Raw genomic sequence first — 13,092 nt, forward strand, 5'->3', positions numbered from 1 at the left:
TCGGATCGCGCCAGTATCCGCTCAGCCATAAATAGGAGCCGAAATGTACACCGTTTACGGAAAACCGATGACCAGAACCTTCCGGGTTCTGTGGATGCTGGAAGAGATCGGGGCGGAATACGATCTGGTGCCCGCCGCTCCGCGCAGCCCCGAGATCACGGCGCTGAATGCGTCCGGCAAGGTGCCGGTGCTGCAGGTGGATGACGACTATGTCACCGACTCCACCGCCATCATGACCTTTCTGGGCGACCGGCATGGTGCATTGACCCATCCCTCGGGCACCGTAGCGCGGGCGCAGCAGGACGCGGTGACACATTTGCTGCTGGATGAGTTGGACGCGGTCCTGTGGACTGCCGCCCGGCATTCCTTCATCCTGCCCGAGGAACAGCGGCATCCCGGCGTCAAGGACAGCCTGAAATGGGAATTTGCGGGCAATGCGGCCCGTCTGGCCGAGCGGATCGACGGCCCCTATCTGTGTGGGGATCAGATGACGATTGCCGACATTATCTGCGTGCATTGCCTGAACTGGGCGATCGGCGCGAAATTCCCGCTGGAAAACCAGACGCTTGCCGATTACGCCAAAGGGATCCGGTCACGCGAAGCGTTTCAGCGGGTCCGGGCATTGGCCACTTAGGCGTTCAGACGCGCGGCGGCGGCACGACCCGCCCAGCGCCCGGTGGCCAGGCAGGCGGTCAACAGGTAACCGCCGGTCGGGGCCTCCCAATCCAGCATTTCCCCGGCACAATACGTGCCGGGCATCGCCGTCAGCATCAGGGCCTCGTCCAGCGCCGCGTGCATCACGCCGCCCGCAGTCGAGATCGCCTGATCCATCGGCCGCAGCCCGGCATGCCGGACCGGCAGCGCCTTGATCAGCCGTGCCAGATCCAGTGGCGCGTCTGGCAGCGGACGACCGAACTCCATCAACAGCGCCAGCTTGGCCGCATCCAACCCCAGCCGCTTGCGCAGGTGATTGCCCAGGCTGGTCTTGCCACGCGGCGCGGATAGCCGCTTGCGGATAGCCTCCTCCGAGGATCCGGCCAGCAGGTCTACGGTCAGTTCCGCGCCCTCGCGCACCGGTTTGCTGATCGCGTAGATGCCGCCGCCTTCCAGCCCCTGCGCGGACAGGATCGCCTCGCCGCGCGACATGGTGTCCCCGGCCCGCCACGCCACGCCTTTCAGGGGCTGGCCCAGTACCGCCTCCATATGCGCCGACCATGCGACCCGCAGCCCGACATTTGCCGCAGCAAACGGGCTGAGCGCCACGCCCCGGTCGCGTAACATCTCGGCCCAGGCCCCGTCAGAGCCCAGCCGCGCCCAACTTGCACCGCCCAGCGCCAGAATCACCGCATCGGCATGCAGCACGTGCGGCCCGTCGGGGGTGTCGAAACCAACTTTCCCGTCCTGCCACCCGGTCCAGCGCCAGCGGGTGCGGCGGGTCACGCCCAACCCATCAAGCCGCGCCAGCCAGGCCCGCAACAACGGCGAAGCCTTCATTACGCGCGGAAAGACACGACCGGAGGAGCCAGTGAACACCTCCTGATCCAGCCCACGCGCCCAATTGATCACCTGAGCGGCGTCGAATTCACTGATCATGGGTCGCAACCAGTCTGCCGCCTCACCATAGGCTGACAAAAGCGGTTCCAGCGGTTCGTCCTTGGTCAGGTTCAGGCCCGACTTTCCCGCCATCAGCAACTTGCGCCCGAACGAGGGCTTGGCGTCTGCCAGCAGCACCGTGTGACCCGCGCGCGCCAGTTCCTCTGCCGCCATCAACCCGGCGGGACCGGCACCGATCACCACGGCTTCAGGCATGCCGCCCTCTTGCGCGCCGCCACAGGCTCGCGGATGCTATGCGCTCACAACCTGTCATTCGAGCTTCCATGTCCGATCCCGTCTGTCCCCTGTGCAACCGTCCGATACCATCCGGTTCCGGCAGCTTGCATCATCTGATCCCAAAACTGAAAGGGGGCAAGGGCGGGCCGACGGTTTTGCTGCATGATATCTGCCACCGTGAAATCCATGCCACGCTGAGCGAGGCCGAATTGGCGCGGTCTTTTGACACGATTGCCTCACTGCGAACCCATCCAAGGCTAGCGAAGTTCATCGCATGGATCGCAAAGCGCCCGCCCGGCTTTCGCTCGAAAGTACCGGGCAAGCGCCGGTCGCGGTGATCAACCCGGCAGGACCGGTACGCCCGAGGGATCGGTCGCGGCGCTGCCCAGCCCTGCCACCTCAATCCCCAACAGATCGGGAACCGGTGCAAACACTGCATTTTCGACGTGTTGGAATTCGAGCACTGTATAAGGCCGCCGCCACAACCATTCACGATTGCCCGCCGCCCAGAGGTCAGGCAGCGGCGGGTGCTCATCGGTGAAGGCCAGAAAATGCAGGTCGAAGCCGTAGGCGTTGACATCCTGCACTGACAACAGCCGCATTCCGAGGTCTTTCCAATAAGCGGTATCCACCTGAATATCGCCACTGCGCAGGGTGATCTGTCCGATCCGTGCCTCGGCAAACGGCGCATCCGGGTCGCCGGCATCCGACGCCCTGTTGCCCTCGAAATCCCATTGCAGCAATTCGATCACGAAGCCCTCGGGATCGCTCAGATGAGCCATGTAGCCGATATCGAGGAACTGTTTCGGCTCGCTCACCGCGACGCCTTTGGCCCGGAGCGCGCGCACCGCATCGTCGAGATTGGGCAGAGTGATCCCGATCTTCCAATAACGCTGGCCAGGGTCATGGGCATAACCGCCGCCACCGGGGTGCAGCACCAGATCTGCATCCTGCCCGGCATAGCCGAGACGCCCATCATCCTGCGCCTTCATGCCCAGATTGCCGGTATAGAAAGCAGCAAGCGTCGCAGGATCGGCGCAGCGCAGATGCAGGCCGGACAGCCTCATGGGCAAAGCTCTGCGATGGCCGTGGCGATGGCCGGGTCCGCCGCGACGCTATCGGCCACCAGATCCTGCGCGGTCTGCATCAGAGCTTCCGGCTCGACGATCCGGTCCACCAGGCCAAACGCATAGGCTTCCTGCGCGGTGATCTTTTGCCCGGCCATCAGGATCAGCCGCGTGCGAGCCGGGCCGATCAGCGCCGCCATGCGTTTGGGGTCAGAGGGTTGGGGTCGAAAGCCCAGTTTCATCACCGGATAGAAGAACTTGGCCGACGGCACGGCAATGCGCAGATCGCAGGCCAGTGCCATCCCGTTGGCCCCGCCCGCCAGCGTCCCGTTGAGCGCCGCGACGGTCAGACAGGGCAGCGCCGTAATCGCGCCTGACAGTTTTTCCCACAGGTCAGAGGTGGCCAGCCCGGCCTTGGCCTCGTCCAGATCGGCACCGGCGCTGAAGACCTTGCCCTTGCCGGTCAGGATCAGCGCCCGCGCCGCGGTCGCGGCCTGCGCGATTTCCACCAGATCACCCAGCATCTCGCCGGTCAGCGAATTGGCCTTCTCGGGCCGGTCCAGCGTCACGGTCCAGAGCCCGTCCTTGCGGTCAACTTCGATCATATCAGCCCGACCCTCTTGCGGATCGCCTCCTGCCGCAGAGACACTTCTGTTCCGATGAATTCATCCGCATCGGGTGAACACATCCACAGCATCGCGCGCGCGGGCCAGTCCGGCGGGATGTGATCCTCCCAGTCCAATTGGCTGACCGGGTTGATGCCCGAGGCCTTGATCTCGCGCTGCATCTGGGTGGCCACCGTGCCCGGCGACATCCCCATGGCGCGGATGCCGTTGTGACGCTCCTCCAGATCCAGACAACCCGTCAGCATCGCCGCGCCTGCCTTGGAGGCGCAATAATGGCTCCAGGCTTCGATCGGGTTGTGGGCTGCGCCGGAACTGACCGTGATGATCGTGCCCCCACCGGTCTGCCGCATCACCGGAACCGCCGCGCGCATCCCGTAGAAGACACCTTTGAGGTTGATGTCGATCATGTGACCCCAGGCAGCGGGTTCGGCGCCCGCAAGATGCGAGATCGGGTCGATCGCCCCGGCATTGCCGATCAGCACGTCCAACTGACCGAAGCTTTGCATGCAGGTATTCACCGCCATCTCGACCTGCGCGTAATCCGTCACATCGCAGACCACCGGCACCGCCCGGTGACCAATTTCGTCGGCAAGTTCCTGAATATGCTGGCCGGTGCGCGCAGCCAGCACCAGATTTGCCCCTGCTTCGGCAAAGACGCGCGCGGTTTCCGCGCCGATGCCCCGGCTGGCCCCGGTTATCAATACTGTTTTTCCCTGCATTTCGGGCACTCTATCCTCCTGCTCGCGGCGCTTGGCAAACACTTAGTTGACCGACAGAGGGCGGTCCAGCCCCAGCCCCCCTTGACGCCCGGTCGCCAAGAACGGACGATGCGCGCAAAATTGATCTGGAAAGGTTCCCCGATGTCCACATTTTTGCGCCGCTCCTGCGGAGCCGCCTTCGTTTATGCCCTCGCCGCGCAGGGCGCGTCGGCGGACCTGACCGCCCAGGATGTCTGGGCCGATTGGCAGGCCTATATGAACGGTATGGGGTATGAGGTCAGCGCCTCGGAGGCCACCTCCGGCGCGGTCACAACCATCTCGGATCTGGCGATGTCGATGCCGCTGCCCGAAGAGGATGGCAACTTCGTCATGACCATCCCGGAAATGACTTTGACCGAAAACGGCGACGGTACGGTTGCCATCGGCCTGCCCGACTCGTTTCCGCTGACCCTCGACTTCAAAAGCCCGGACGAGGGCGCATTCCAGGTCGAACTGACTTATTCGCAGGAAAATCTGGCGATGGCGGTCTCCGGTGCACCCGATGACATGACCTATGACTATGCCGCCGATACGGTCACGGTGGAACTGACCTCACTGACGGACAATGACGAGGTCCTGCCCCCCGACGCGTTCAAGGCGCTGATGAAGATCAGCGGAGTAACCGGAACCTCGCAGATGAAAATCGGCGATATGCGCGACGTAGCCCAGACCATGAAGGCGGCGGCGCTGAGCTATGAGGTGGCATTCGACGACCCCGAAAGCGAAGAGCAGGCCTTGATTGCCGGTGAAATGGAGGGGTTGGGCTTTACCGGCAGCGGCGCGCTGCCCAAGGAATGGGATGCGGCGGATTACCAGAGCCTGATGGAATCGGGCTTCAACTTCGCGGGCGGGTTCACCTTCGAGAAGGGCAATACCAACGTGAGCGGCAACGCCGAAGAAGGCCCGTTCACGCTTGCCAGCAACTCGCAAGGCGGGACGTTCGACGTCGCAATGACGGACGCTCAGATCAAATATGACGTGAAGCAGAACGACACCAAACTGGCGGTGACCTCGGGCGATCTGCCCTTCCCGATCGAAATGGCCATGGCCAGTGCCGGGCTGACCTTTGAATTCCCGGTTCAGGCCGGCGACACCCCGCAGCCCTTTGCGTTCGGGATGGAACTGACCGACTTCACCATGTCCGACATCTTGTGGAGCATGTTCGACCCTGCGGGCGCGCTGCCGCGTGATCCCGCGACCGTAGCGCTGGACACCGAAGGCACCGCGACGGTTCTGGTCAATTTCATGGACCCGGCCGTGGCCGAAACGCTGGAGGCCACCGACGCGGCGCCAGGCCAGCTTGAAACGCTCAACATCAAGCAACTGCTGATCTCGATGGTTGGCGCCAAGCTTACGGGCACCGGAGCGTTTGCGTTTGACAACACCGGCACCAATACCGAGGAGTTCGGCGGCATGCCCGCACCTACCGGTGTGGCCAATCTGGAACTGACCGGCGCCAACGCGCTGATCGACAAGCTGATCGGCATGGGGATGCTGGCGGAACAGGATGCCATGGGTGCGCGGATGATGATGGGCCTGCTGGCGGTGCCGGGCGACGCGCCCGATACGCTGAAATCGGAAATCGAGATCAACAAAGAGGGCCATATTTCGGCCAATGGGCAGCGGATCAAGTGATCCCCGCGCCATGACACCGGACGGGCCGCCTGTGCGGCCCGTTTCCATTCGGACGCCCCCTGCCTTGAAGCTACGCCACCGCAGGGCTAGGTCCGCAGAAAGCCAAAGTTGAAAGATCACCGAATGACACAGCACCCCGGAGATATCTGCCAAGACCTGCTGAAGGCGGCGCGCGACGCTGGTGCCGACGCGGCGGATGCGATCGTGCTGCAGGGCAGCTCGGTCTCGGTCGAGGTGCGTAAAGGCGCGCTGGAACATGCCGAGCGTTCCGAGGATGCCGATCTGGGCTTACGGGTTCTGCTGGGCCAGCGGCAGGCGCTTGTATCGTCCTCGGACATGCGCCCGGAAGCGTTGCGGATGATGGCCGAACGCGCCGTTGCCATGGCTCGTGAAGCGCCCGAGGACCCGTTTTGCGGGTTGGCAGACGCCAGCGATCTGGCCGCAGATGTCTCGGTCGATGCTTTGGATCTTGCCGACCCAGCCGACCCGCCCTCGCCCGAAGCCCTGATGCAGGACGCGCTGGCTGCCGAGGCCGCCGCGATGGCGGTGGACGGGGTGAGCCAGGTCTCGGATGCGGCGGCGGGCTATGGCGAGCACCGCGTGCATCTTGCCGCAAGCAACGGGTTTTCGGGTGGCTACACCCGGACCGGCAGGTCCCTGTCCTGCGTAGCGATCTCGGGCACCGGCACCGGGATGGAGCGCGACTATGACGGTGACAGCCGCACCTATCAAAGCGATCTGCGCAAACCGCACGAGATCGGGCGTCTGGCCGCCGAACGCGCCGTCAGCCTGCAAGGCGCGCGCAAACCGCAGACCGGCACGTTTTCGGTCCTGTTCGACGAACGGATTTCATCCTCGCTGATCGGTCATCTGATGGCGGCCTGCAACGGATCGTCGGTGGCACGCGGCGCCTCCTGGCTGAAGGACGGGCTGGAAACGCAAGTCCTGCCCGAGGGCCTGTCACTGACCGAAGACCCGCACCGCCCCCGCGTCTCGGGCTCGCGTCCCTTTGATGCCGAGGGGCTGCCCACCCGTCGCCGCCTGGTCGTCGACAATGGCGTGCTGACCGGCTGGACGCTGGATCTGGCCAGCGCCCGCAAACTGGGCATGAGTTCGACCGGGAATGCCACGCGCGGCGTGTCATCGCCACCCTCGCCCAGCAGCTGGAACCTGTCGCTGACGCAAGGGGCGGTATCCCGTGCCGATCTGATGCGCGACATGGGCACCGGTCTGCTGGTAACCTCGATGATCGGGTCCACCATCAACCCCAATACCGGCGACTATTCCCGCGGCGCGTCGGGCTTCTGGGTCGAAAACGGAGAGATCGCCTATCCGGTCAATGAATGCACCATTGCGGGCAATCTGCGCGACATGCTGTTGCGGATTATTCCGGCCAATGACGCGCGCGCCAACCTGTCGCGTGTGGTGCCCTCGCTGCTGATCGAAGGGATGACCCTTGCCGGGAACTGACCTGCCCCTGCTGACCGAAGCCGCCCACGAGGCCGGACGGATCGCCGTCAGCTACTTCAAGCGCGACCATCAAAGCTGGGACAAGCCCGATGGCGCCGGGCCGGTGACCGAGGCCGATCTGGCGGTGAACCGGATGCTTGAGGACACCCTGCAAGCCGCGCGGCCCAACTATGGCTGGCTGAGCGAAGAGAGCGAGGATAGCGACGCGCGGCTGGACAAACCCCATGTCTTCATCCTCGACCCGATCGACGGCACCCGCAGCTTTACCGAGGGCTCCCGCACCTGGGCGCATTCCTTTGCCGTCGCGCAGGAAGGGATCGTCACGGCGGCGGTGATCTACCTGCCGCTGCTCGACCTGATGTATAGCGCCGCGGCCGGTCAAGGCGCGACGCTCAACGGTGAGCCCATCTCGGTCTCGGAAACGCAGCTGCTCGATATGGCGGAAATTCTGTCGGCGCGCCCCAACATGGACAGTCATCATTGGAAAGAGGGCCAGCCGCCGGGGTTCAAGCGCAGCTACCGCCCTTCGCTGGCGTATCGTCTGGCGCTGGTGGCGCAGGGGCGGTTCGACGGGATGCTGACCCTGCGCCGCAGCTGGGAATGGGATATCGCGGCAGGCGACCTGATCCTACGCGAGGCGGGTGGCGGATGCACCGACCGCAACGGCGCGCCGCTCAGGTTCAACAGCCCGTCTGCGCAGGTCGACGGGGTTGTCGCGGGTGGCCTCGCGGTGCATCAAGCGCTGACCGGCGCGCTGAAACCGACCGCCTGACGCGGCACCCGAAAACCCGCCATCCGCTTGACCCGACGCATGAATTCCTTAGGTTGCCGGGCGACCCCATGACCATGAGACAAGGATTTCCGCATGGCACAGCGACTGCATCTCGTGTTTGGCGGCGAATTGGTCGACCCGACCAAAAGCGTCTTCAAGGATGTCGACGACATTCATATCGTGGGCATGTACCCCGACTATCAATCCGCTTATGACGCCTGGAAGGCCGAAGCCCAGCGCACCGTGGACAATGCCCATATGCGCTATTTCATCGCTCATATTCACCGCCTGCGCGACGAAGGGGCCGAGGCCTCGTCAACGGAAGAGCTGGGATAGGTTTTTGGCCCGCTCGCTCAGCCTTGCAGCCTACCGCGTTCTGTCCTGGCGCGGCGGACCGGTGCCCGAGGGTGAATTGCCCCCCCGGCCCCGAGGCGAGCTGCTATGGGTGCATGTCACGACGCGCAACCGCTTCACGGTGCTGGCCGAGATGTGCCGCAGGCTGCTGGCGCAGCGGCCGGAATTGCATGTGCTGTTCACCGCCCCGACCGAGAACGAGATCCGCGCCTGGGGCGGCGTCGGTGCAAACATGATCGCGCTGCCCTCCGACCAACCCACGGCAGCGCGCGCGTTTCTGGATCACTGGCAGCCGGATATGTGCCTCTGGGCCGGGGGCGGGTTGCAGCCGAACCTGATCTCGTCGGCGGCAACGCGCCAGGTGGCGCTGGTTCTGCTGGATGTCAACGAGGCCGAGCTGACCCTGCGCAAGCACCAATGGATGCCTGACCTGATGCGCACGACCCTTGAATGTTTCGAAAGCATTCTGGCCAGTGGGGAACGCGCGGCCCGCGACATCAGGCGGCTGGGTGTCGTCGGGTCGAAAGTGTCGGTCTCGGCCGAGCTGCGCGCCAGCCCCAACCCCACCCCATGGCCCGAAGAAGAGCTGGTCAAGACCACCCAGCTTCTTGCCGGTCGCCCCGTTTGGCTGTCGGCCTGGACCCAGAAAAGCGAATTTCCCTATGTCGAAACCGCGCATCGCAACGCGCTGCGCCTGCTGCACCGGCTGCTTTTGGTGCTGCACGTGGCCAACCCCAAGGAATCGCAGGCGCTGCGCACCCAGCTCGAAGCGGCGGGGCTGCGCTGCGCCGATTGGGATGCGGGCGACGAGATCGAAGACAACATTCAGGTCGTCCTGACGGCGGAACCCGATGATCTGGGCTTGTGGTACCGGATCGCGCCGCTGACTTTCATGGGCAGTTCGCTGGTGTCCGGTGCGGGCGGGCGCGATCCGCTGACGGCGGTGGCACTTGGTTCGGCCGTGCTGCACGGGCCCAATATCGGCACCCAGCGCAGCAGCTATGTCCGGCTGGCCGCCGCTGGCGCCGCGCAATCGGTAAAGGACGCCACCGCGCTGGCAGATGGAATCGTGCGCCTTCTGTCACCCGATCACGCCGCCGAAATGGCGCTGGCGGGCTGGCAGGTGGTGACCGAAGGGGCGCAGCTAACCGATCAGCTGATTGACCTGATCCAGGACAAGCTGGACGAAAGCAGACCCGATCATGCGCGCGCCTGAATTCTGGAACACCGCGCCCGACGCGCTGGACTGGCGGGCACGGCTATTGTCACCTTTGGGCGCGATCTATGGCCGGATGACCGGGCGTCGTGTGGCACAGGGGTCCGGCAGCGCGCCCGGTGCTCCGGTGATCTGCGTCGGCAACCTGAATGCGGGCGGAACCGGCAAGACACCAACGGTGATCTGGGTGGTGGAGCAACTGCGCGACGCCGGGCATGAGCCGCATGTGGTCAGCCGGGGCTATGGCGGCAGCGCGACGGGGCCGCTCCGGGTCGAGCCTGCGCGCCATCGCGCAGGTCAGGTGGGCGACGAGCCGCTGCTGCTTGCCGCTTTTGCCGAGGTCTGGGTTGCCCGCGACAGGGTCGCCGGAGCGCAGGCCGCGACTGCAGCGGGGGCCACCGTGATCGTGCTGGATGACGGGTTCCAGAACCCGGCGCTGGCCAAGGATTTCTCGATCGTGGTGGTGGATGCCGCCATCGGCTTCGGCAACGGGCTCTGCCTTCCCGCCGGGCCACTGCGCGAACCGGTGGACGAGGGGTTGAAGCGGGCCGATCTGGTGCTGTCGATCGGCGAGGACGAGGCGCAGGACCACTTTGCCGCCAACTGGAGCGCGGCCCTGACCGTGCCGCATGCACGTGGTGTGCTGAAACCGCTGCAGACCGGCATGGACTGGACCGGGCTGCCGGTGCTTGCCTTTGCGGGCATCGGTCATCCCGAGAAGTTCTTTCGCACCCTGCGCGCGCAAGGCGCCGACCTGAAACGCGGCGAGGCGCTGGACGACCATCAACCGCTGACCATGGCGTTGCTGACACGGCTGGAAAAAGAGGCGCAGCATCTGGGTGCGCAGCTTGTGACCACCGAAAAGGATGCCGCACGGTTGCCAACCGCCTTTCGGCGCAAGGTGATCACATTGCCGGTCCGGTTACAGGTCGAGGCTGCTGAAGAGATTCGCGGCCGGATGCTGGAAAAGGCACCGTGCCCCTGAATGACAAAACCCCGGACCATCGCCGGGGTTTTGCGTGAACAGGTCTGATTGCGGAAATCAGCTGCCCAGTTCTGCCTCGATCAGCGTTTTGAACGCGTCATAAGAGCCGGGGTTCTGCACCATCTCGCCATTGACGATGAAGCTGGGGGTCGCCCGCACGTTGTCGCGCTTGAAATTGTCCTCATACCACCCGTAAAGCGTCTGCGCCTTTTCGCCATCCTGCAGACAGGCCTGCAGCTGTTCATCCTTGATCCCGGCCAGACGACCGATCTTGGTCAGTTCCTTCACGATCTCCTGTGGGCCGTCCGCGCGCGCCCAGCTGGATTGTTTCTGAAAGATCAGATCGGTGACGCCGAAAAACTTCTCGGGGCCGCCACAACGCGCAACCAGCGAGGCCCACAGGCCGGGACGGTCGAAATACGCCTCGCGATAGATGAACTTGACCTTGCCGGTATCGATGAAATCCTTCTTGAGCTGTTTGTAAGGCCCCTCGTGGAAGTTCGCGCAATGGGGGCAGGTATAGGAGGCATATTCGATGATCTCGACCGGGGCATCCTTGGCCCCCTGGACCATATCAACGATGGTGTCTGTCTGTTGCGCCTCGGCGGCGCCGACCAGCGAGACAGTTGATGTCTGGCTCAGCCATAGCCCTCCGGCGGCCAGCGCCGCAACGGCGCAGAGTGCGGGTGCAATTCGGGTCATTTCCAGCCCTTTCTTAGCGTTTCTGCCTGGTTAAAACGTTACGCCCCAATCGTTCGAGCGCATTGCGCAAATCGTCATTCTCGACGCCCTGCGCGGCCTTGCTCGCCTCGGTGACAACCTCGGCGGGGATTTCTTTTTGTTTCGGAGCGGGGCGATGCGCGAAACTGGCCTGCCCTTCGGCAAAGCCAGTCGGCGCGGTCTGGGTGAGGCGAATGCGGGCAATCGCGTTATAGCCATAGACCGCGTTCACCTTTTCGCGCAGGCGTTCCTTCTGCATCTCCAGCATCGGGGCCTGCGCCCCGGTGGTCAGAACCGAGAGCGTCGCGCCAAAGCCGCCGCGCCCGTAGCTGACATTCACCGGACGACAGATCGCGGCGATATCCTGCCCGACGATCTCGGCCCAATGGGTGATCACCCGCGAGACGGCAAAGCCACGGCTTTCGCCGGCCCGGCGAATCTGATCGTTGAGCAGGTTCGAGGTGCGTTTGAAGCCACGGGTCGTGGAACGTCTGGCCGGCATCTGGTATCCGCCTCCTTGCGGCCTATTGTAATCTGCATGTGATCCTGCGCCAGCGAAACCGGACAATCGGAGACATAAATCTTGCGTGACTTAAAGCCACAGGCAGAGCTGAGCCAGGCGCTGCTGACCTGGTATGACGCCCATGCTCGCGAGATGCCCTGGCGGGTGGGGCCCGCGGACCGGGCGGCAGGTATCCGGCCCGATCCCTACCAGGTGTGGCTGTCCGAAGTGATGCTGCAACAAACCACCGTGGCCGCCGTCACCGATTATTTCCAACGGTTCACGCGGCGCTGGCCATCGGTCGCTGAACTGGCCGGGGCCGAGGATGGTGACGTGATGGCTGAATGGGCCGGGCTTGGTTACTATGCCCGCGCCCGCAACCTGCTGAAATGCGCCCGCGTGGTGGCGGATGAGCTGGATGGGGTGTTCCCGGATCGCTACGACGATCTGCTGAAACTGCCCGGCATCGGGCCTTACACCGCCGCTGCCATCGCCTCGATCGCGTTTGACCGGCCCGAGACAGTGATGGACGGGAATGTGGAACGGGTCATGGCGCGGCTGCACGACCTGCACGACCCTTTGCCCGGCTGCAAACCGGAGCTGAAGGCCTACGCCACCGCGCTGACGCCCACCGAGCGGCCCGGAGATTACGCGCAGGCGGTGATGGATCTGGGGGCCACGATCTGCACGCCCAGATCTCCGGCCTGTGGCATCTGTCCGGTGATCGAGGCCTGCGCCGCGCGACGCGCCGGTACCGCCGCTGATCTGCCACGCAAATCCCCCAAAAAACCCAAACCAACCCGCTATGGGTATGCCTATCTGGCGCGGCTTGAAGACGGCGCGTGGGTGCTGGAGCGGCGCCCCGACAAGGGGTTGCTGGGTGGCATGTTGGGTTGGCCGGGGCCGGATTGGTCGGAGGCACCTGATGACGCGCCGCCTTTTGCAGGCGCATGGATCGACCTGCCCGGCGAGGTGCGCCACACATTCACGCATTTTCACCTGATCCTGCGCCTGCGCACCGCCACGCTTGCACATCCCCCCTCTGCCGAAGGGATCGAAGTGGTTGCCAAGCACCGGTTCCGCCCCGGCTACCTGCCCACCGTGATGCGAAAGGCGCATGCCCTTTGGCAGGCACAATAACGGGTGTTGCGGGTGGC

At 64.4% G+C, this 13,092-nt stretch carries 15 protein-coding genes; 9 read left to right on the forward strand and 6 right to left on the reverse strand.

The features are described from left to right. Positions 1-43 precede the first annotated feature (43 nt). Positions 44-634: a glutathione S-transferase family protein gene (locus tag M3P21_RS14010; protein ID WP_249710750.1), complete on the forward strand. Its 591-nt coding sequence runs from the start codon at positions 44-46 to the stop codon at positions 632-634. Here M3P21_RS14010 and M3P21_RS14015 read toward each other — a convergent pair. Beyond that, positions 631-1,809: a TIGR03862 family flavoprotein gene (locus M3P21_RS14015; protein ID WP_249710751.1), complete on the reverse strand. Its 1,179-nt coding sequence runs from the start codon at positions 1,807-1,809 to the stop codon at positions 631-633. The genes M3P21_RS14010 and M3P21_RS14015 overlap by 4 nt on opposite strands. Positions 1,810-1,877: 68 nt before the next feature. On the opposite strand from M3P21_RS14015, the gene M3P21_RS14020 reads away from it, so the two are divergent. Further along, a complete protein-coding gene (locus M3P21_RS14020; RefSeq protein WP_249710752.1) occupies positions 1,878-2,168 on the forward strand; it encodes an HNH endonuclease in 291 nt (96 codons plus the stop codon). Here the strand turns inward: M3P21_RS14020 and M3P21_RS14025 are convergent, their stop codons facing one another. The 3 genes from M3P21_RS14025 to M3P21_RS14035 are packed head-to-tail and all read right to left on the reverse strand — an operon-like array spanning position 2,169 to position 4,242. Beyond that, complete coding sequence (locus M3P21_RS14025) at positions 2,169-2,897, reverse strand: VOC family protein (RefSeq protein ID WP_249710753.1); 729 nt, start codon at positions 2,895-2,897, stop codon at positions 2,169-2,171. Further along, positions 2,894-3,502, reverse strand: coding sequence for an enoyl-CoA hydratase/isomerase family protein (locus tag M3P21_RS14030; protein ID WP_249710754.1), 609 nt, complete (start codon positions 3,500-3,502; stop codon positions 2,894-2,896). Before M3P21_RS14030 ends, M3P21_RS14025 begins: the two co-directional genes overlap by 4 nt. Beyond that, entirely contained in the window at positions 3,499-4,242 is a 744-nt protein-coding gene (locus M3P21_RS14035; protein WP_249710817.1) for an SDR family oxidoreductase, read from the reverse strand. The genes M3P21_RS14030 and M3P21_RS14035 overlap by 4 nt, the downstream gene beginning before the upstream one ends. 141 nt (positions 4,243-4,383) lie before the next feature. Between M3P21_RS14035 and M3P21_RS14040 the strand changes: the two genes are divergently transcribed. The 6 genes from M3P21_RS14040 (at position 4,384) to lpxK (ending at position 10,713) form a co-directional block, all read left to right on the forward strand. Beyond that, positions 4,384-5,916 (forward strand): DUF2125 domain-containing protein, encoded by a 1,533-nt coding sequence (locus M3P21_RS14040; protein WP_249710755.1) that lies wholly within the window; start codon positions 4,384-4,386, stop codon positions 5,914-5,916. Between the two features lie 123 nt (positions 5,917-6,039). Then, positions 6,040-7,386, forward strand: coding sequence for a TldD/PmbA family protein (locus tag M3P21_RS14045; RefSeq protein ID WP_249710756.1), 1,347 nt, complete (start codon positions 6,040-6,042; stop codon positions 7,384-7,386). Continuing rightward, positions 7,373-8,158, forward strand: coding sequence for an inositol monophosphatase family protein (locus M3P21_RS14050; RefSeq protein WP_249710758.1), 786 nt, complete (start codon positions 7,373-7,375; stop codon positions 8,156-8,158). The genes M3P21_RS14045 and M3P21_RS14050 overlap by 14 nt, the downstream gene beginning before the upstream one ends. Positions 8,159-8,251: 93 nt before the next feature. Beyond that, positions 8,252-8,494: a DUF4170 domain-containing protein gene (locus M3P21_RS14055; protein WP_249710760.1), complete on the forward strand. Its 243-nt coding sequence runs from the start codon at positions 8,252-8,254 to the stop codon at positions 8,492-8,494. A 4-nt stretch (positions 8,495-8,498) separates the two neighbouring features. Beyond that, positions 8,499-9,728 carry a 3-deoxy-D-manno-octulosonic acid transferase gene (locus M3P21_RS14060; protein WP_249710763.1) on the forward strand — a complete coding sequence of 410 codons (1,230 nt, stop codon included), beginning with the start codon at positions 8,499-8,501 and terminating at the stop codon, positions 9,726-9,728. After that, positions 9,715-10,713 carry a tetraacyldisaccharide 4'-kinase gene (gene lpxK, locus M3P21_RS14065; RefSeq protein ID WP_249710764.1) on the forward strand — a complete coding sequence of 333 codons (999 nt, stop codon included), beginning with the start codon at positions 9,715-9,717 and terminating at the stop codon, positions 10,711-10,713. The genes M3P21_RS14060 and lpxK overlap by 14 nt, the downstream gene beginning before the upstream one ends. 57 nt (positions 10,714-10,770) lie before the next feature. Here lpxK and M3P21_RS14070 read toward each other — a convergent pair whose 3' ends face one another. Then, a complete protein-coding gene (locus M3P21_RS14070; protein WP_249710765.1) occupies positions 10,771-11,415 on the reverse strand; it encodes a DsbA family protein in 645 nt (214 codons plus the stop codon). Positions 11,416-11,428: 13 nt separating this feature from the next. Next, positions 11,429-11,935, reverse strand: coding sequence for a DUF721 domain-containing protein (locus M3P21_RS14075; RefSeq protein ID WP_249710766.1), 507 nt, complete (start codon positions 11,933-11,935; stop codon positions 11,429-11,431). 81 nt (positions 11,936-12,016) lie between these two features. Between M3P21_RS14075 and mutY the strand changes: the two genes are divergently transcribed. Next, positions 12,017-13,075 (forward strand): A/G-specific adenine glycosylase, encoded by a 1,059-nt coding sequence (gene mutY, locus M3P21_RS14080; protein ID WP_249710767.1) that lies wholly within the window; start codon positions 12,017-12,019, stop codon positions 13,073-13,075. The last annotated feature ends 17 nt before the right edge of the window (positions 13,076-13,092 follow it).

Origin of the sequence: Ruegeria spongiae, from assembly GCF_023502395.1 — a bacterium.
In the GTDB taxonomy this organism is placed as follows: domain Bacteria; phylum Pseudomonadota; class Alphaproteobacteria; order Rhodobacterales; family Rhodobacteraceae; genus Ruegeria_C; species Ruegeria_C spongiae.